The 20,372-nt window shown below is 53.9% G+C and carries 12 protein-coding genes and 1 pseudogene; 7 read left to right on the forward strand and 6 right to left on the reverse strand.

The annotated features are described in order from the left end of the window. Positions 1-408: 408 nt before the first annotated feature. Positions 409-828, reverse strand: coding sequence for a GNAT family N-acetyltransferase (locus AB4Y96_RS13185; protein ID WP_441917902.1), 420 nt, complete (start codon positions 826-828; stop codon positions 409-411). A 410-nt stretch (positions 829-1,238) separates the two neighbouring features. Here AB4Y96_RS13185 and AB4Y96_RS13190 point away from each other — a divergent pair. The 7 genes and pseudogenes from AB4Y96_RS13190 to AB4Y96_RS13220 all read left to right on the forward strand — a co-directional run. Further along, positions 1,239-2,046: pseudogene (locus AB4Y96_RS13190) on the forward strand (ISKra4 family transposase); the annotation flags it as partial. A 260-nt stretch (positions 2,047-2,306) separates the two neighbouring features. After that, positions 2,307-3,674, forward strand: coding sequence for an alpha/beta hydrolase family protein (locus tag AB4Y96_RS13195; RefSeq protein ID WP_441917904.1), 1,368 nt, complete (start codon positions 2,307-2,309; stop codon positions 3,672-3,674). A 465-nt stretch (positions 3,675-4,139) separates the two neighbouring features. Further along, the gene (locus tag AB4Y96_RS13200; protein WP_441917906.1) at positions 4,140-6,776 is read left to right on the forward strand and encodes a hypothetical protein; all 2,637 of its coding nucleotides are present in this window, start codon (positions 4,140-4,142) and stop codon (positions 6,774-6,776) included. An 18-nt stretch (positions 6,777-6,794) separates the two neighbouring features. Then, positions 6,795-7,460, forward strand: coding sequence for a hypothetical protein (locus tag AB4Y96_RS13205; protein WP_441917908.1), 666 nt, complete (start codon positions 6,795-6,797; stop codon positions 7,458-7,460). Between the two features lie 108 nt (positions 7,461-7,568). After that, entirely contained in the window at positions 7,569-8,906 is a 1,338-nt protein-coding gene (locus tag AB4Y96_RS13210; RefSeq protein WP_441917910.1) for an aspartyl protease family protein, read from the forward strand. A gap of 94 nt (positions 8,907-9,000) precedes the next feature. Next, the gene (locus AB4Y96_RS13215) at positions 9,001-12,330 is read left to right on the forward strand and encodes a mechanosensitive ion channel domain-containing protein (protein WP_441917911.1); all 3,330 of its coding nucleotides are present in this window, start codon (positions 9,001-9,003) and stop codon (positions 12,328-12,330) included. Positions 12,331-12,385: 55 nt separating this feature from the next. Next, a complete protein-coding gene (locus tag AB4Y96_RS13220) occupies positions 12,386-12,814 on the forward strand; it encodes a hypothetical protein (RefSeq protein ID WP_441917913.1) in 429 nt (142 codons plus the stop codon). A gap of 68 nt (positions 12,815-12,882) precedes the next feature. Here the strand turns inward: AB4Y96_RS13220 and AB4Y96_RS13225 are convergent, their stop codons facing one another. The 5 genes from AB4Y96_RS13225 to AB4Y96_RS13245 form a co-directional block, all read right to left on the reverse strand. Next, positions 12,883-13,770, reverse strand: a complete 888-nt coding sequence (locus AB4Y96_RS13225) for an alpha/beta hydrolase (RefSeq protein ID WP_441917915.1) — start codon at positions 13,768-13,770, stop codon at positions 12,883-12,885. Between the two features lie 286 nt (positions 13,771-14,056). Next, positions 14,057-15,364 carry a spinster family MFS transporter gene (locus AB4Y96_RS13230; protein ID WP_441917917.1) on the reverse strand — a complete coding sequence of 436 codons (1,308 nt, stop codon included), beginning with the start codon at positions 15,362-15,364 and terminating at the stop codon, positions 14,057-14,059. 144 nt (positions 15,365-15,508) lie between these two features. Then, positions 15,509-16,690 carry a lactate 2-monooxygenase gene (locus AB4Y96_RS13235; protein WP_441917919.1) on the reverse strand — a complete coding sequence of 394 codons (1,182 nt, stop codon included), beginning with the start codon at positions 16,688-16,690 and terminating at the stop codon, positions 15,509-15,511. Between the two features lie 40 nt (positions 16,691-16,730). Then, positions 16,731-17,078, reverse strand: a complete 348-nt coding sequence (locus tag AB4Y96_RS13240; RefSeq protein WP_441917921.1) for a DUF2147 domain-containing protein — start codon at positions 17,076-17,078, stop codon at positions 16,731-16,733. Positions 17,079-17,150: 72 nt separating this feature from the next. Next, positions 17,151-20,369: an autotransporter domain-containing protein gene (locus AB4Y96_RS13245; protein WP_441917922.1), complete on the reverse strand. Its 3,219-nt coding sequence runs from the start codon at positions 20,367-20,369 to the stop codon at positions 17,151-17,153. Between the last annotated feature and the right edge of the window lie 3 nt (positions 20,370-20,372).

Below are 20,372 nucleotides of genomic sequence, written 5' to 3' on the forward strand. Positions count from 1 at the left end.
ATGTCTATTCGCGCCGCGTACCTCGTCTGGTCTTTCAAACGGCCAAAATCGCACGTTCGGGCCTATTGGTGTTGAGTTTCACCAGCTCCTAATGTACTCAAGCCCAGTCAAATGTGGGCTCGAAAGAAAGCAAAGTGCAAGGGCAGTAGACATTTACGCAATTCTCTGAGTTCCATAAATTCCGTACTGCGATCCGTGGCATCGGATTTGGCGAAGCCTTTTGTTAATTGCATGGCTTTCGGTTCGAATCTTCTCAAGGCGTTAGCAATTGAACTGTGCCAACAATGACCGGAGGCCCCCACAATGGCTCGTCCGGTTTCAGTCTTGCTCGAAGAACAGTTGCACTTCGGCAACCGACCTCACGCCAACTGCCGATAGGAAGCACTGTCGATCCCAACAGCTGTCATCTCATTTCAATGGGATCAGGCCGGCGTTCGTCGGTTTGAAGCCACAGGCGTCGAAATAAAACGGCCTGAGATGTGGATCGAAGTCTACATGCAGCCACTCGCAGTCGGTCCGCCTTGCATGGGCGACCGCCTCTTTGATCAGGGCCTTCGCAATACCCTGGCGTTGGAAAGCGGGATCGACCATGGTGTCCAGGATAAAAGCATGAACTCCCCCATCCCACGCCACGTTCATGAACCCGACCAACTTTGCCGATCGACGAATGCAAACCCATCCGAGACTGAAGTGATTGACTTGGGCCCACCAGTCGTCCGCCGACTCCCGGTGTTCAAAGCATTTCGCGTGGAGAGCGTTGACCTCCGCGTTCTCGAAGGCTCCCCGCCATTCAGCAATTCCCGAATTGTGAGATGAAGGAAAAGGCATACTCACCCTTAGATCGTCGCCGTTGTTCAGGCAAGGTCCGCATCCATCCAATATTGCCTTAACGAAGACAGTCCACTTTCCACCTCGAACCGGACAGCCAGGTCCCGTACGCAGAACGGCAGCTTTAAGGAAATGTCGTAGCTTGGTTTAACGGCCGTAATGGCGGCGCAAAGCGGTCGTCCTTTGGTTGACTTTATTGGAGTTATATCAGCGATCGGATTCGACAAAAGGGGCGACGACAAGATCAGTTCCAAATCATACGTCGCCCCAAGCAGGCCAGATTTAAGGGCGCAGGCCAATTGTCTTTATGCCCGCCATGAACCGCTCGCGCAGAAAGGCGATGTTCCATCTCATGCACGAACTTGCAGGGGCCATAAACGCTGGCAAGGCTTACCCCAGATTCGCGGAAGGATGGCCGCATCGTTATCGGTCTGGATGGCGGCTACATCAGGGACCGCGATAACCGCAGAAAGAATTTCGAACTGATCGTGGGCCGCTCGCTACCTGACGAGGGTGAACCGCGCTATATCGGCTTCGTCCAAGGTCATGATCGCAAGCCGCAACGCCGCATCATTGATCATCTCATCAAATAAGGTGTTCAGGCCAATCAGGATATCACCTTCATCACCGACGGCGGCGAAGAGGTTCGATCGCTTGCCGAAATGATCGCACCGGCGAGCGAGCATGTCCTGGACTGGTTCCACATCACCATGCGCATCACAGTCCTTCGCCAGTTCGCGCTGGGAGTCGAAAACTACGACGAGCAGGCTGGGCAGGATCTGCTTAAGGACCTACGCAAAATCAAATGGTATCTCTGGCATGGCAACGGCTATCGTGCGCGCGACGAAATCGCAGACCTGCAATTTGATGCGGAAGCTCTTGAAACAGACTATCCCAACATGCGCAAATTCTTGACCACCATCGGCGAGTTCCGGTCCTATATCGGATCCCACAATGCAAGCCTGATCAATTACGGCGAGCGTTATCGGTCTGGTGAACGCATCTCTTCAGCTTTTGTCGAGGCAACTGTCAATGCTGTCATATCCAAGCGTTTCGCCAAGAAGCAGCAAATGCAATGGAGCAAAGTTGGTGCCCATCTTCTGCTGCAAATCCGCACTCAGACGCTTGATGGCTCCCTTCGTTTCAACCTTCCAGCAATGGTACACGAGCATGGCAAACGACAATCAAGAATACGATGAAGCAGCACTCGCCGCCTGATCGCCCGACAAATGCTTATGCTCCCCAACCTGCTCTGCAGAATCATTTTTCGCATTGTCGTTGCAAATAGAGCCGCTTGGAGGCGGCACTCGCCACGCTGATCCGCTCCGTCAACCAATTTCGAGTATGGCTCCGAAGTCATTCGCATCCACTCAACCCACCTGACGCACGGTTCTGCAAAGTCGCATTTTGCCCATTGACACAAAATCTGATAATGCTTCATATTAAATATGATTATGTGTCATGTTTTGGAGTATGCTATGTTTGTAAGCGTTTTGACTACTCGTTCAGCACTGAATCATCGGCTGCGCTTCGCCTTGGCTATTGGTCTCAAATGCATTCCGCTTGCCAGTGCCTTGCTGGCCATGTCTGCCAACGCTTCAATTGCTCAAAATCAACGGACACAATCATCAGGCGCCCTCGAAAGGAGCCTTGGCTCAGCGGGTGCGAGGGATATTCATGTGGAGCAGCTTCGAGATGGCGGATTTACTATTAATGGGACCATCAAACGCAAAGCCTTCGCTTTGGCGATACCGGCGAATTGGAATCGAAAAGCATTGCTATACGCGCACGGCTACTCCTTTCCCGGAACATCAGTAGCCGTATCCAGAAACCCGATGCACAATGAGGCATCGGAACTGATGAAGGCTGCCTATTCTCAAGGATTTGCTGTCGGTCACAGCGCCTATGACAAAGCTGGAGTGGACATCAAGGGCGGTGCTACCAATACGCTTGGTCTCAGGAGCGTGCTCGTGAGCGCAGGCATAAAGAAGATTTATTTGTCGGGGGCCTCAATGGGCGGCGCTGTTGTGATTTCGCTGATTGAGCAGCATCCCGGCATGTTTGTTGGCGCCATATCCGCATGTGGTATTACCAACAGTACGCAGCGCCAGTTTGGGGATATGGTCGATGTAAGAGCTGTTTATGACTTTTACACCCGCGGCACGCCTTACGAATTGCCTGGTGGCAAAGATCTTCGAACATCCGCAATGTCTATGGTGTCGCCATCTTCGCTCGACACGGTAACAACGGCTTTTCAACTCCTGCGAGCACGGGCGATCAGCAATCCGCTCGTCAAGTTGTTCAAAGATGCAGGCAACGATCCAAAGGGGGATGCGGCCGGGATCATCAGGAAAATATCATCAGTGGCAAGGATCGATCCTGATCCTGCATCATTTGCAGCGCCACTTTTTGTGGCCACGCTCGGTATGGATGACATCATCGCCACCTATGGCGGGAGGCCCTATGACAACAGAAAATACCGATACACCGCGCCGGAATTGACGCGTAAGGAGACGGAAGCGCTGAATCGGAACATAGCCCGTATCAAGGGAGACCCGGTGGCTGTCGCCAACGCCAAACGTTGGCATGAGGCAAGCGGGCGATTTGCCACGCCGCTGGTTGTTATCCATGGGAAAAAGGATTCGCTCGTCCGCTACAGCCAGTTTGAGAGCTTCCTGCGCACTGTCAGAGCCTCCGGCAACCAGAGGAATCTCGTGGCGGCAACCCCGCTTCCGCCAGCAAAAGAAGCGATCCCTTTGACTGGCATCTATGGTTATGCGCACTGTGGTTTCACACCTGAACAGTTGGCCAATGCCTGGAACACCCTGCTGACCCGCGCGCATTAGGTGAAGGCGTTTCCGCAGTGGTTTTGTTTTGGGCGGAAGTGACGGCCGGCGCGCGTTTTCCGTGGCCTGTTGGCACGGCTTTAGCTAACTAACATTCGATTGAAATTATGATTGCCATTGTCATTATAATTTGCCAAATTAAATATGACTACGAGTCATGTTATAAGCAAGTCTTTGATTTGAGCGCTGGCTTTTTTTGTTGTTCCAGATGTTCTTAATGATGAGGAGGTGCTTAGGCTGAGATGTTGCTTGCTCTCGGCATATGGTTTCTTGGTTATCTGAACTTTTGTCTATGTAAGTGGCGGATAGTTATTTCCTGAGCGTTGCAAGTCAGGACTGCCTCAAGCCTTCAGACCTTTGAAAACAATTCGTCGAACTCCTGGAAGTACAGATCACTGTTTCATGGGGCGATTTTTAGACGCTCCTTGGCTGACCTTACGTTCCGGGAAGCGGAGGGAATAGATCATGATGAATCGTGTAACTGACGAAGCATTCGGTGATGTATACAACCAAGCCTCTCATCAGAATGATTTGTGCGATGACTTCGTGCAACACGACTATCCCGATCGTTTGAGCGAACCCCAATACAACGTTGTGTCGAAAAAGAAGCTGATTGCGTGGGGAGCGCGTGGCGCACTGGCAATCACTGTCAGCCCAATCGCTATCCTGGCTTTTTGGACTATGAGCACTGTGGTCGCTTGGGCTGGTAATGGACAAGGCAATGGATACGCAAATGCCCTCAGCTCATTGGCATGGGCTGCTTTCGATGACGATCCGCTTAATCCCGGTAAGATATGGTTGGGGATTGGCGTAGACCCAGCTACGGGAACCGGAAGTACCCAGTACTACAGTGCTGTCGCTGATGGCTTTGTAGCCATTGCGGTTGGCACCGGTGCGCGTGCGAAGGGCGATTATTCAACGGCCTTTGGCCAGTATACGTCAGCTGTCGGTGTCAAAGACACGGCATTCGGCTTTCAGGCACATGCCGCTGGTGGGAACAGCACGGCCATTGGCCCATCTGCTCAGGCAAATGGCGGATTTTCACTCGCCTTGGGTAATAATGCTGTTGCAACAGGCAATCAATCCATAGCGCTCGGATCTGGCGCGGTGGCAGGCGACGCTGTTGCCACGACTGGCATGATACTCGGTGGTGTTCCCTACACTTTCGCGGGTGGCGCGCCCATTGGCACACTGAGTATTGGCAGTGTTGGTTCCGAGCGGACGATCACAAATGTTGCCGCAGGACGGCTTGCCGGCGACAGCACAGATGCTATCAACGGTTCGCAGCTCTATGCGTCCAACCAGGCTATTGAGAAGCTTGTTTTGACCAGTGGAGCCAACGCCGTCCAATATGATGGTGATGGCACAACAAAGACAGATGTTACGCTCGGTGGTGCAGGTGCGGCTACAGCGGTAAAACTTCATAATATTGCCAATGGCACGGCGGGCAGCGATGCGGTGAACCTGTCACAGCTCAATGCGGCCAGCGGCGCGTTGGGCGGCGGGCTGTCATCGACGCTTGGCGGCGGTGCCGCCTATAATGCGGCAACCGGGACGATCACCGGGTTCAGCCAGCCGATCAATGCGGTGAGCGTGCTGGGTGCGGTGGATGGAACAGCAACACCACAGACAAGTGTTGCCGGTGCTCTGGCAGCGTTGAACACCAATGCGGTGAACACGGCCAACATTGCAGTCAAGTATGATGCAGTTGGCGGCAATACGATCACGCTCGGTGCAACCGGTGGTGCGGGAGCCCCTGTCGGCGGTGTGAAGATCGCCAATCTTGCCAATGGCGTGGCGGCGACCGATGCGGTGAACGTGTCACAGCTGACAGCGGCGAGCGGCGGTGCGAGTGCCAAGACGGATGCGCTGGGCGGCGGGCTGTCATCGACGCTTGGCGGCGGTGCCGCCTATAATGCGGCAACCGGGACAATCACCGGGTTCAGCCAGGTTATTAACAGTGCTTCAATCAACAATCCGGCAAATCCACCGGCTGCTTACAATAGTGTCAGTGGTGCTCTGACAGCTCTCGATCAGAACATGGTCGGCTTTAATACGCGTTACGTTCAATCCGGCAACGATCTGGCAGGTATATTTGGAGGTGGCGCGGCGTTCAACTCCGCTACTGGTGGATTTGTTGGTCCTACCTACACTGTTCAGGGTCAAACTGTTCAAGGCGTTCAGGGGGCGGTTAATGCGCTGAATGCAGGCGTGACCAATGTAGCCAATGGGTCGGCCGGTCTGGTCCAGGTGGCAGGACAGCAGCTCACCGTGGGAGCGGGCGTTGGCGGATCTGCCGTGAATTTTACCGGGACTAACGGCGCGAGAAAGCTTGTTGGAGTTGCTAATGGCACCATTGCTCAAGGAAGCAATGAAGCTGTCAATGGTGGCCAACTTTACGATGTCAATCAAAGAATTGGGGCAGTCGAAGCGGTCAATAATCTTGGCATAAAATATGATGCCGATCCCGGTGGGAATGCGACAAATAACGTGACACTGGTCGGGGCGAACAACGGTGGGGCGGTGACGATCAAGAATGTTGCGGAGGGCATAAATGTTACGGACGCCGTCAATCGCGGCCAGCTTGATCGCGCCATCTCAAACGTGCAAGCGACTGCTTTGCCTTACGATACCGACGACAAGGGCAATGTGGATCGCACGAACCTGACGTTCAATCGAGGGGGTGGGGCAGTGGTGCTGCATAATATTGGGGCTGGTACTGCTGGTACCGATGCGGTGAACCTCAACCAACTGAACGCCAATTCGACGGCTGATCGTGGTTACACCGATACACAGGTCGGCGGATTGCGTTCTGATATGGACAAGGGTTTTGCAAGTTTGGACAGCAGCATTCGTGAGACAAGGACAGAAGCGCGTCAGGGCATCGCAGCGGCCATGGCCATGTCTTCAGCTCCGATGCCATCTGCAGCCGGCCGCACAACCTGGGCTACCAATGCTGCCACTTTCCGCGGCGAGGCGGCATTTGGAGCGTCCGTCGCTCATCGTTTTGATACGGACAATCCATTTGGGGTAACGGGAGGTGTCTCCTGGGGCGGCGGAGGCAATGTGGGCGTTCGCGTTGGCATGATGGGCGAATTCTAGGTGAGGCAGATATACCAAATGAATGCTGAGAAGCTGTCCTTGAACCGTCGGGTGATCGCGTTGTTCTTCGCAGCCCTGATCGTCCTCAGTTGGATTGCCCCGGGTACGGCTCGCGCTCAGCAAACCAACACCGAAACCGATAAATACGCCGCAGTCATAGAACCCGGGACAAATGTCGCTCCAGGAGATCTCGCCAAAGCGACATTCTATTTCGGTACGTGGAATTTGGTCTGCGATTTCCTTTTGTCGACCAAACGTCGTGTTTGCGTCATTGAGCAGAAACTGACCAATGCTGACATAGCCGTTGTATGGCGGCTTGCCCTCACGGCGAATGGTAAGCCCAATCTGGTTTTTGACGTCGACAATACGGTCGACCGTCAGGCTGGTCTGGTCCTTCGAATGGGTAAGTTTTTGACCAATGTTCCGTTCCAGAGTTGCGATCAGAGTTGTCGGGCGGTCGTTCCGTTTGATGGCGTTGTTCAGCAGGGTGTACTGAGCGGAGAACTGTTCGGAATTGGATACACGAAATCAGGCAATGGTGCGGCTGTAGCGGCCGACATGCGGGGATTTAGCGACGCGCTGGCGATGCTCGACAAAAACCCGATGCTGGTTTTCAACGAAACGAAACCAGTGGTGAAAAAGAAGCCCGCTCTCAAGAAGCAGCAAGTCATACCAATTCCGTAGTCGGGTGGGAGAGGGATGATTTCCGGTGAAGAGTTCTGATTGGTTCGAGCGGAAATCTACCCGACATTCGGGATTGATACACGTTAACATTTATAGGATCGGACGCTTATGAAGCTGCAAGTACGACTGTGCATCGAAAAATCCGCCTATTTTTGTAGTTGCATCGCGCTGTTGTTCGTTTTTTTGCCGACAATCGCCCAGTCAGCCCCCACGGTTACCGCTTCCTCCCTGCAGCGACTCCTCGATGAGAACCGTTACATCGAGTTTCAGAGTCAACTCGGCCAGGCACGTAATCTCAATTCCGAACAGACGGAATATTTCCACGGCATGCTTGCTTCCCGCCTTGGCCGTTTTGATGAGGCACAGACGCTTCTTTTCAAGGCAATGACTTCGACCACAGCGTCCCTAAATGCACAACAAAACGGAGAAGCTTTGAAGACACTTGGCGAGAACGCCATGAAGCAGTCGCAATACGGCGTCTCAGCTCAAATGTACGATATGATTGACAAAACATGGGGCGCGCAGATGCCCGATGGAGGCAAAAGCACACAGGAGAAACSTCAGGTTGCCAGGCTGCTGCAGCAGGTGCCTGTACAGACGATCCAGATCAATGATGACTTTAGTTTTGCGCGCACCGGCCTTGAATATCCAGTCAGTGTTGGCGGTGAGGCGTTTTCGGCGCAATTTGATACTGGCGCGGAAATCTCGGTCCTTTCTGCAACCACTGCAAAACGTTGGGGCGTAACTTTGCTCGATGGCGAGGCGACCTTTCAAGGCTTTGGTGGTGGCGCGTTTACTGCGCAGCCCGGTTTTATTCCCAGTCTTACCATAGGTAAGGCCGAGCTTCACAACGTCGCTGTTTATGTCACTGCAGATCAGAATCTTTATATCGCTCAAATCAAGCGTCAGACCAATGCACTCCTTGGCTTTCCCGTTATCACGGCGCTGGGGCGTCTCACCTTTTCCAAAGATGGTGGGCTTGCCGTATCCAAGCAATCCCCCGCCGTTGATCCTCGCACAGACGTCCAATTGTGGTTCGCAGGTCACGCTCTGCTCGTTCCGCTTGGCACCGTTCCCGTCATAGATCACAACCAACTTGTCGGTAACAAAGAGCCGCGACTCTTCGTGCTCGACACCGGCTCCGGAAGTTCTTACCTCACCGATCACTATTTCGCCGAACACACCAATGTCTTCCGCGGAAAGCCACGGGAGGTCGCTCGTCTGGCCGGGGCAGGCGGCATTAAGGAAATTCCCGCCTTCGGTGCACGTGATCTGCCACTCTTTGTCGGTGATGAACCCATATTCCTCAATGGACCACATGTCCTCACCAAGCCGACGGACGGCGAAGCCGAGAATTACTTCGGCGTAATCGGTCAGGACCTCCTGACGAATTTCTCGAGCTATACACTCGATTTCCGCAATAGAACATTCAGCGTCCAGCCATGAAGACCCTTAGGCGGCGCCGGGTCGTGGCCAATCGAACCTGATGAAGTCAGACGATTTGACTTCAGGTGGATCACACTTTTGAAAGTGACGATCGATGACAGTGCTAGAAACTGTAGTTCCACTCAATCGATGCCTTGGCATCGCGGTTGTCGTCTTTTGGGTGTTGTTTGGTTCTCCGGTATTGTTGGGTGCGCAAACCCTGAGCATTCCATCCGTATCCACTGATATCGCGCGGCTGCGGGATAGCCTCGATGGCGCGGATCTGGATGAAACAGAGCGCAAAGTTGCAAAAACGCGTTTGGATGAAGCTGCGCGGGATGAAGCTGTGACCGCTGATATTATGCGGGCTATCGGTACAAAGTCCGACCAGTTTACAGACACGATTGAATACAGGAACCCGACCCGCAGCGACGCACAACAGACATTGGAAGCCTGGCGGCTGCAAGTTGAACATGCCCCCGATCTTGTCGCGCTTGAACACCTGCGTGATCAGGCGCGCACTGAGATTACCGAACTAAGATCCGAGGCCGATGCTGTTGCAGGTGCCCGGTCGACATTGTCGATTGATGCGCTGATCAGTACTGGCGAGGACGTCGTTTCTTCTTATCGTCAAGCCGTTGACGATGCACTCCGTCGGCGCCTCGACGATACAAGTTTTCAGGCCGATCTGCTCTATGTGGTGAGTGTCGCAAAACTGCGTCGGGCGATTGCCGGCCAACAATCGAAAAATCGCGATCTGGCAGCGGCACCTGTACGCCGTGTTCAACTCGATCTGAAATATCGCGATCTGGCGAACCGGCTTGCAGTGACGGAGAAAAGACTTGGCATTGTGAGAGAGCGTCTGGTCAGTCTCCGCTCGGCGCAAACAACCTCAATTCGATCCCAACTTGAAAGCGGCGCGTTGTCTCGCGTCGCACCAGACTCGTCACAGGATAGAAATCCAGCTCTGGCAGCTTTGGCACAGAAGAATCTGGCTTACGGCGGTCTGTTGAATGATACCGACAAGGCATTGGGGTTTGCCGAGGATGCCGCCGAAAGCAACGCCGAAAGAGCGCGCAAGGTTGCAGCAATTACGCAAAGCGTCAGGGCTCGTCTGGCCGTCAATGACAACAGCGCGCAGGCGCTGTCCCTTATCCAGCCAACGTTCGACCTCGATGCGCTGTCCACAATCACAACCAGACTTCGCGAGGTGCGTCACCAGTCAAACGCTGCCCGGCTGCAGCAGATCGAAATAGGCGAGGCATGGGATAGTGCCACTGAAGCGATGCCCGTGAACGCAAATGTTTTGGCTGGACTTCCCTTTGATACGCCGAAACTTCAAAGCGAAGCGCAACAATTGTTGGACGCTCGGGCTAAAGCTCTACCAGCGTTAATGTCGCTTAACGCACAACTCCTGACCGCATTAAGCGGACAGGAGCGGAGCCTCAAAACACAGCTGCAAGCGTCCACCGAACTCGAAGACTTGCTGGAGCGACGACTGCCGTGGACGCCTAGCCACGCATCAATTGATGAAAACTGGGTCGCAGGCCAATCGCAAGGCTGGGGTATGTTGCTGCCGTCTCTCGTATATCTGAAGCCATCGCCATTGTTGTGGCAGGCCTTGCTGCGACAATGGCCGTTATTGTTGACGGTGTTTCTTGGCTTGGCTTTCGGTATGTCGGTGCGGATTGGTCTTCCCCGGGTTTTGGCTCGTTACCCCAGCCCATCGGAACACATCGCTGATAATAATTATCGTTCGACACTTGTTGCGTTGATTTGCACATTCGTTGCGGCTACGCCGTTGACAGTATTGGCTCTGGGGGCGAGCTGGTTGATCAGAGGCGCTGAGATCCCCGGGGAATTCGGCCAACTGCTACCGAGAATGTTGCAGGGGATGGCTCCGCTGCTGTTCGTGATAGGCCTTATCAAACCTCTGACAGCTGTAAATGGCTTGGCGCACCGCCATTTTGGCTGGACGCAGCAAAATTGCGAAAAAATCCAGCGGTTGCGACCTTTCCTATGGGTGCTGCTGGCAGTGGAAATTGGGTTTGCATTGGTATTTGTTCCGGGACAGGAAGCAAGCTGGGACATCGCAGGCCGCGATCTGCTTTTATTCTGGCTGGGTATTGCAGGTTTCGCAGTATGGCGGCTATTGGCTGTCAATCGGACGAATGCTGGAGATGCTGAGGGGCAGGGCTTTAATCTAGGGTATTTCCTGCTTCGGCTATCGCTACTCGGCGGTATTATTTTTCTTCTCGGACTGGTCGTCTCTGGTTATCTCCTCACAGTGATAACGCTCATCTCCCTGATTGAAAACTCGGCTTTTGCTGTCTTGTTCGTATGTATTGTCAGGGGATTGCTTAAACGCTGGTTCATGCTTCGTGAACTGCGTGAGGCCCGGCTGGAGCAACGTTTGCTGCAAACAGATGTGTTACGGCAGGAAAGGATAAATATACGTGGCGGTTCATTGGAACCCGGTGGCACAGATGCTCGCTGGCAAACTCTCAGTGAGCACAGTCAACGGTTGTTGAAAGCCGTAACCGGGATGCTGCTGCTTGCGGGATTTATCTGGTTGTGGTCGGGGTTGTTCCCGGCATTGGAGTGGTTTGATGAAGTTCACATCTGGGGTGACGCAGTAACCTCGAAATCTGTGCTGCTTGGATCTGCGGCGCTTGTGTTGTCACTCGTGGCCGCACAGAGTTTGCCGGGTATTGTCGAGATAGGACTGCATGCGCGCGCCGGTGTCGATGCGCCAACGCGATATGCAATTACCTCGATCAGTCGGTATGTCATTATCATTGGCGGACTTGTCACCGGTCTCAGCCTGTTCGGCGTGCGATGGGATCAACTGCAATGGCTGGTCGCAGCGCTGACCGTGGGCCTGGGGTTTGGCTTGCAGGAGATATTTGCAAATTTTGTATCGGGGCTCATCATACTGTTCGAGCGCCCGTTGCGTGTCGGCGATCTGGTCACTATCGGCGAGTATACCGGAACAGTGAGCAAGATACGCGCCCGCGCCACCACTTTGGTTGATGCCGATAACAAGGAAGTACTGGTACCGAATAAGAGCTTCATCACGGATAGATTAAGCAACTGGACACTCAATGATACGAGCACGCGTCTTGTGATCAAAGTCAGTGTCGCGGAAAATACGGACATATCAGCAGTGCACCGGATTCTTTGTCAGTCAGCCACAGAACATGCGTTGATATTAGCCCGTCCACCACCCCGCAGTTTTCTCGTGGCGTTTGGTGCGAGCGGAGGCTTGGACTTCGAACTCAGAGTGTTCGTTCGGTCGATCGAAGACAGGATGAACGCAATCAACGAACTCAATGCTCGAATTGCCGAAGCGTTTGCAAAAGCGGGCATCCACATCGCCAATCCGCAAGTCGGCGTGCACATTGACGGCGTAATCGCCCTGCAACCTACACCGGTTATCCCCTGACGAAATTCTTAAACTCGAATATCACGATCAAGCAAACGGCAGGAGCTTTTCGGGCATGAACGGATATGGTTGGCGTGGGTTAGTTCCATTCGCGGTGCTTTTGATTGCGTCCTGCACCGGCAATTCGAACTCGGTGGCCATGATTGAAAAGAATTTTGCGGCCTCAAATAATAGCTCGGTGGATCTTTCAGTCGCTGTTCCGTCACAATGGGAGAAGGTTTGTGTAGCCGGGCCGTATTCGACCGAAGAAAGTGTTCGCCAGATGCTGGGCTTCGGTTGGAGTATAGCTTCACGTTCGGCAATCACGGCAAATGAAGAAGCTACTCTGCTCATGTTTGTCGTTAAGAACCGGATGGCGGCCTACGTGGATTACCCGCGAAAGAGTGGCGATTTTTCGGAACTGACGGGAAAATGCTTTGATCGGGCTGATGCAAGATTCAAGGTCACCCGCCGCGGCGATGGCGGGTTGCTCGTAGAACATTAGATCAACCAAGATTACTCCGCAGCGGGCTTTGGCTAACCAAGCGAGACGTTTCTGGCCCTTTGGCCTGTTCATTGTGACTGCCCACCGGCATTCGCCTGATTAAATCTGAGCACATTGGATGGGGTGGCGTCATCGCGCGCAAAGGCTTCACGCAACTGGCGGGTTGCATCGTCAAATGATACCGCGGCATCGTGAATATAGCCTCCGGCACCCAAAAAAGAATGTGGGAGGCTGGGGTAACGTTTGCAGAATGCGTCGATCCCGGCTGCCTCCAGCTTGCGGGCATATTCCTCCCCCTCGTCGCGCAGCGGATCAAAGCCCGCAATCAGAATTGCTGCCGGGGCCAGTCCTGCTACATCGCCAAGTATGGGGGATGCTCTCGGATCGAGGCTATCGGATATTCTGGGCAGGTATAGTTCGGTGAACCACTCCATATGAATTCTTTCAAGACCAAAGCCACGCTCAAAAAGCGTATAGGACGGACGCTGCCTGCTCATGTCGACCCATGGTATCCACAGCAACTGGAAACATGGTTTGTTAATATCATCTTTTGTTTGCTGGGCGACAACGGCGGCCAGATTGCCACCGGCACTGTCGCCGCCAACGGCTACGCGTGTTACGTCCACACCCAATTCACCTGCCCGGATCGTAACCTGCCGGAAAGCCGCCACGCCGTCATCAATAGCGGCCGGAAATGGATGCTCGGGCGCCAGCCGGTAATCAACGGAGATGACCAGACAGTTGGCATCCAGAGCTATTTGGCGGCAATGCATGTCATGGGAATCGAGTGATCCCGCCACGTATCCACCACCATGATAGTAAACCAGCGCCGCAGCCGGTTCACGCATGTTGCGCGGCCGGTAACTTCGTGCCGGTATGGCCCCGGTCGGTCCGGTAAGTTCCAATGATGCGATGGTGATATTTGAAGTTGCAGGATGAGCAAGCAAACCGCCCATTGCTTCCAACTCCTGCCTCGCCATTTGGACAGTTGGAGGTCCGTCCTTCCGCTTGAACAGATGCAAGAGGAACTGGACCTGAAGGTCGAGTGTCTGTCCATCACGGATAATCGCGGGGCCACATATGGCCCGCATGAGCCATTTGGGAGAACGTATAATTGCCCGGACTATTTTTGCTTCCAAGCGGCCGCGCAGGGTCGTCGATGTCATAGCTCCATCCTCCTTCTCAAGTCGCGATCACCAAATAATTTCCCGGGCAATTTCGGTCATGGATGGATGTGTTGCATCATGCTGCTTTCATGGCGTTGGCATCCCTTGTGAACGTGCGCGCAGCTACGAACATGGCAATAGCTGTTATGAACAGAGCGACGGGAATGACAAACATTGCCGCATGGAGACCGTCTGCCTTAAACTCTTCGGTCATTTGTGATGCGCCAGCCGCCAGCATGGCGGTGGCTGAGAAGTGATCGGAAAGTAATCCAACGACAATCGGTCCGAAGGCTCCTCCCAGCAGATAAAGTGCCGCGAAGAAAACAGCCACGGCGGTTGCGCGCAGGCGCGGTTCCACAACATCCTGAATGGCCGGATAGACGCAGGTGTAATAATTGTATTGAAGCAGCCAACCAAAGCTGAACACGGCCGTAAACAACGCAATCTGGGTGCCGCCGAGCGTCAGGGCATAAGCTGTTGCACCTGCTGATACCAGCAGGCCCAATGCCCCGAACAATAGTCGGCCTCGTTCGGAGCGCTGATGCATCTTGTCGGCAATCCAGCCGCCAAATGTCAGGCCAATCAAGCCGGTGACACCTACGATCACGCCAGTGATTATGGCTGCCTTTTCAAGTGGAAGGCCAAAATAGCGCTGTAACAAAGGAACCATAAAGAAGTTGGTGGAATAGGCCGCGACATTTGCTGCAATTCCCGCAAGCGTGAGCCACCACATGGTTGGGATACTGAGCACTTTGCGTATGGGGCGCGTGACAGTCGCTTGCACAACTTGCTGTTCTTCGGCTGCGCCGCGCCGTGGCTCCTTGATGAAAAAGATGAGTACTGCAAGGACAATGCCTGGAACCATGGCAAGGAAGAAAGGCGCCCGCCAGGAGCCGAAAGCGCGTACCACAGCGCCAGTGGTGAAGAAGGCGAGTATCAGGCCCAGCGGCAGTCCCAGCATGAATATCCCGAGAGCTCGAGAGCGTCTGTTCGACGGAAACAGATCTCCGATCAGTGCGCTTGCTGCCGGAGAATAGCTTGCTTCGCCAATTCCCACGCCAATACGCACAGCGAGATAGGAAGAAAAATTCCAGACCAATCCGTTCAAGCCCGTGAAAGCGCTCCAGACAATGAGACCCCAGCCCATGATCTTCTTGCGCGAGCCCGTATCTGCAAGTCGTCCCATCGGCAGCCCGGCGATGGCATAGACAACTGTAAAGGCTGAAGCGACAAGACCAAGCTGAAAATCTGTCAGCCCCCATTCGTGCCGGATCGGCTCATTAAGGATGGCCGGAATGGCACGATCAAAGAAGTTGAACAGGTTGGCCAGAAAGAGCAGGCAGAGCACTCTCCACGCGTTATTGGCTTGTTTCCCCTCATTCATGTCAATCTCCCCCAGTATGACATATCCCTACATTATAAACATGATACACAATCATGTTTTAAGTCAAGAGCAAATAGCGACTAGTCTTTCGGCATCATTGATGACGCATAGTTGAGAGTGTGCTGGAGACTTTAAAAACCGTACTTAAACCGATCGCAACGAGCTTCTCTTCAGTTCACGATGGGTTGCATAGCCAGACAGGGCGAGCGTCAAATCGAGTTCGGCTAAAAAGCAGCGCAGCACATGTTCGACACCGGACTGTCCACCAAGTGCAAGGCCGTAAAGCACCGGACGACCCAACAGGACAGCCTGAGCTCCCAACGCCAGGGCCTTGGTTACGTCAACGCCGGTGCGCGTGCCAGAATCGAACAATATTGTAAGTTTGTCGCGAACCGCTTCAGCAATCAGAGGCAAGGCATCCAACGCTGCAACAGCACCGTCGACCTGTCGCCCGCCGTGGTTCGACACCACGATCCCATCCATCCCATGCTCGGCCGCCAGTATGGCATCGGCAGGGGAAACAATTCCCTTCAGAACGATCGGACCATCCCAATGTTTTCTCAGGAAGGGCAGATCCGACCAGCTCAAACCGGGATTGGGAAACATCTTTACCCAATGAAGGGCCGCTGCTACCGGGTCATCCTCAACGGGTTTGGCCAGTCCGGCAAGGAATGCAGGGTCAGTGAGCCAGTTGGCGAGACCTTTGTTGTGCAGAAAAGGCAAAAATCCGCGATCAAGATCAGCGGGCCGCCATCCCATAAGAACAGTGTCAAGTGTGAGAACAAGTGTGGAAAAACCGCTTGCCTTGGCGCGCTTCAGAAAGCTGATACAAACAGCCTTGTTGGTTGGCCAATAGAGTTGAAACCAACGCGGTCCAGATCCGCTGGCATCTGCAACTTCTTCAAAAGAATGTGCGGCTTGCGTCGAGTGAATGTAAGGGATTCCAAGCGTCGCTGCTGCGCGGGCCGTTGCCAGTTCTCCATCGGGATGGGCCAAAGTCTGGATACCCATTGGCGCAATCATGAGGGGAGCCGGCATTTGCGTCCCAAGGACGGTACAAGACAAATCCCTTTGAGGGCTTCCGCGCAGCATGCGAGGCTCGATGCGCCATTTCTCGAATGCGGCTCTGTTCGCTTTCGCGGTTGCACCACTTCCTGCACTCGGCAAAACGTAGCCAAGCGCATCCAGCGATAAATGACGCTTCGCATGCTCTTCAAGATCGGCCAGATTGGTGGTGATGTCAGGAACTTTATTTCCGAACATACCCTCCTGATAGATGCCATTCTGATACTCGGAGAAGTTTCGCCGAGGTGTTGTTTCATTCATCCAAATATTCCTCTCCCTAACATGACCCGTTTTAGGCTCGCTACTGGCGCGACAATTTCAGGCTTTTGCAGATCAGTCCACCAAGCGCGCAGCCCTTCAGGGACATCTCATTGCCACTTACAGTTGCTTTGCCGTCATAGGTTTTCCCCTCCTTGAAGCTGATGACTTTGCCGGTATAGGCGCTACCGGTTCCGGCCATTGTACCAACCGATTTTCCCTTGTCGGGACCGCTTGCGACGGTGCCGCAGAATGCGTTCTGATTGCACGAAGCGTACTGGATAATTGTTCCATCATCCATTTTCCACGACCCGACAATTGGCTCGCTGGCGAGAGCCGGGGTCGCGGTCATCAAAAGTGCAGCGATCATTGATGAATATTTTAGTTTCATTTTATTCCCCTTTTTGTTTGTAAGCTCATGCTTTGGCGCCTTACCCATAAGGGGGGAGGGCCAATCGTCTCTTTAGAATTTGATGCTGAGATCAGCTTTGATGGAGTGATCATTCATGTGATCAGCGATCTGGCCGCGGTATGAAATGCCGAGCGAAGTGTTGCGGCTCAGGTTGAAATCCAGACCTGCCTCAAGTGCCAACGCATCCTTTGCGATGGGCAGACCTTCGACCGAGAATGAAGTGCCGCCAGCAAATGCAAGTTTAGCTTCCGGCGTCGTGTCGCCCATGGCATGCTGCCACGCGACCATAGCCTTGGCGGTCATCGTCGTCGTATCGCCGAGGTGGAACTGGCGGGAGGCGCGAAGACCAAGCGTGGAGGTGGTGGCCTCTGTCGAACCGCTAAAGCCCGATAGCGCAGTGACGCCACCAGTCTCCGTGAAGCTGTCAGTCTTCAACCGGGTATAGGAAAGCCCGGCAAATGGTTCGAACGAAGCAATGGAGGTTTTGATTTCGTAACCCGCTTCGCCGAATATCTGCAAGCTGTTGGCATCGTAGCTGGCATTGGTTGAGTCCGCGATGCCGCCAAAGGTCACCGACCGATCAGTGTCGATTTGATGATGCGCATAGGTGCCGCCAAAGCGCAGGCCAAGTGCATCCCATTGCGTGCCGCCATAGATACCAACCTGATAGCTATCGACCGAGGCGGATGAACCGGCTCCCTTCATTGAGGAATTGGCGTAGCCCGCCAGAATGCCGAGTCGCCAGTTATCGGCAACGATGCCATCAATACCGGTTACAAACCCACCGATTGAACGGTTGCGTTCGATGGCATTGCCACTGCTGTCGACGTGGTTCCATGAACCGTATGCTTGACCCCACATTGCTATGGTTGCTGCATCAGGATTTGCTGCGCCTGACTTGTCGGCGCTGTTGGGAACGGTATCCGGCTTGACCGAAATGCCATCAAAGGCCTCTCGCACCCTGTTGGTTGCAGCATCACGCACGAAGCGATTGTCCTCAAGGAGCATGCCTCTCAGGGAAGCATGCACGTCGCCGGAAAGGGCTGTCAGAGCTATGGGCAAATTGTCGTTGATGGTTGAGGCGGCCACCTCATTATAGAGTGTGATCGTCGGCTTCTTGGTATCACCATTCCCGCTGTCCGCCGTGGATGGCGCGACTGCCAACTGTTTTCCGGTCGTTGTCTGTTGAGTGGCCGCAGGTTGTGGCTGTTGGGCTTGCGCCGTATTATTGGCCGGGTCCTTCGCTGCGCTTTCGCCACTGACGGTTGTTGGAGCGGTGTTGGCTTCAGGCGCCGCCACCATCATGGATTGGATGCTTGCGGCAGCCATTTTCTGGTTCGCCGTTATTCCTGCTGAGGCAAAGGACGTCCCGTTACGCGCAAGGGTGAGGATCACGTCATCAGGGTTGTAGCTGAGATTTGCACCATAAAACCTGTAATACGGTGTGACATTATCAAACCTGCCATTGACGCCGCCATTTGCGGTCAGAATGACGTAGCTTTTGCCTGCAAGGGTTTTTACCTGACCTTCCGTCAACAGGGACGTGCTGTTTTCAGGTTGCACATAAACCGTGCCGCCATTAAGTGTGGTTGTACCTGTCACTGTCAGCTTGTCGCTGCGTCCGTCGCCTGCAACTTCAACGGCAAGGCCACTACCCTTTTCAAAGGATGCGTCACCATTAACTGTCAATTTGCCAATGGAATTGCCGGGTGAAACCAGACCGCCGCTCTTGGCTGACAAACCACCGATCGTACCCGTACCGCCGATGATGCCGCCATTATTCACCGTCACCTTCGATACGAGCGAGCCATTCACAGACAGCATGCCATTGTTGACGATGGTATCGCCGGTATAGGAGCTGGCGCCTGTCAGGACCGTTCGCCCGGAACCATTCTGTTCGACGCTGCCTTTACCGGAAATAACACCATCAAAAACATAGGTGTTCGAGCGATCGAACTGCAGCAGCGCCTGGTCTCCCATCTCAACATTGCCGATGATGGAGCCGGTTGTTCCGCCATTGCCGATGCGCAAGCCACCATCTCTGATAAACGTACCACCAGTGTAGGTGTTCTCACCTGTTACGGTGAGGGTGCCGCCATTGAGCTTGTAGAGAGCGGCATCGCCGGTCAGATAGCCGGCAAGGGTTCGTGCATCATCCGGGAAAAAGTAATGCCGCACCGTGCTGAAGAGATTGCTTGGCGAAACAGTGTAAAAACCGGCAAGATCAGGATTGAGCCAATACTGTTTGATATAATTGGCAAGATAGGCATGCATGCGCGTTGTCGGGTGAACATCATCCCAAAAAAGATAAGCGTTTTGTGCCTCTGAACCACGTTCGAGTTTGAAACAGTCCGTATAATAGCAGCCTTGCGTAACATTCGTGAATCCGAAATCAGCGCCATATTTTATGKCTGTATCGAGAAGCGGTCCGATCTTGGGGGCGAATATTGTGACATCCGGATGTGAAGCCTGAAACTCACTGATGGCTGCGGCTACGCGTTTATTGAAAATGTCTGTAGCCTCATTGCCGGCTGCTATYGTCTGTCCGTTCATATTATAGCGGGGAGTTGATCCGAAGGTTGGTAAGTTGGGAATGAGGAATTTGCGTCCACCCGCCGCGTAGAGCTTATTCAGGCTCTTGAGCGCTTCCTGCTTTGACGCATCCGCTGACGTCTGAACCTGGTCGCCTTTGCCAACAACCTCAAATGCATCATTGGCACCGGCCCAGAATGTCACAAGGTCATTCTTGTCGATGGAATTGGTGGCATATCCCGTCGCCTTCAGGAAAGCGTCAACTTGGGCGCCCGGGGTAGGAATCACCCGGCCCTCTATCCCGTCGGGAGTGAGATATTTCGCGCCGGCCACCGCGTAGTTTATGCTTTTTCCGCCATTGGGCCCTGTTGCACCATAATTCCCCGCGACAGCCCAACCCGTAAAGCCGAGTGCTGCTGCCGCAACGCCGCCAAATGAGACAGTCATTCCTCTGTCCTGATTTGGGACCAGATATTCATCCCAGACAGATCCATTGCTTATCCGTCCGTCAGTCGCGTGCTTGGCTATTTCGAGGAACGCACCGATGATCGCCCCCGATAGGCCGTTAGTTGCCTCCTTGAGCCCGCCATTGTCGGACAGGCTATCCCCGAAAATGATGGATCGGCGAAACGGAAAATCGCCTGATTGGACCGGCTGAGCCCATGAAGGGGCTGCCAAAACAAGGGTTAGCGCGACCGAAGTCAGAGAACGTGTGATGCTGTTTCGAACAATGCTCATTGA

Source organism: Phyllobacterium sp. TAF24 (genome assembly GCF_052113785.1).
GTDB lineage: Bacteria > Pseudomonadota > Alphaproteobacteria > Rhizobiales > Rhizobiaceae > Phyllobacterium.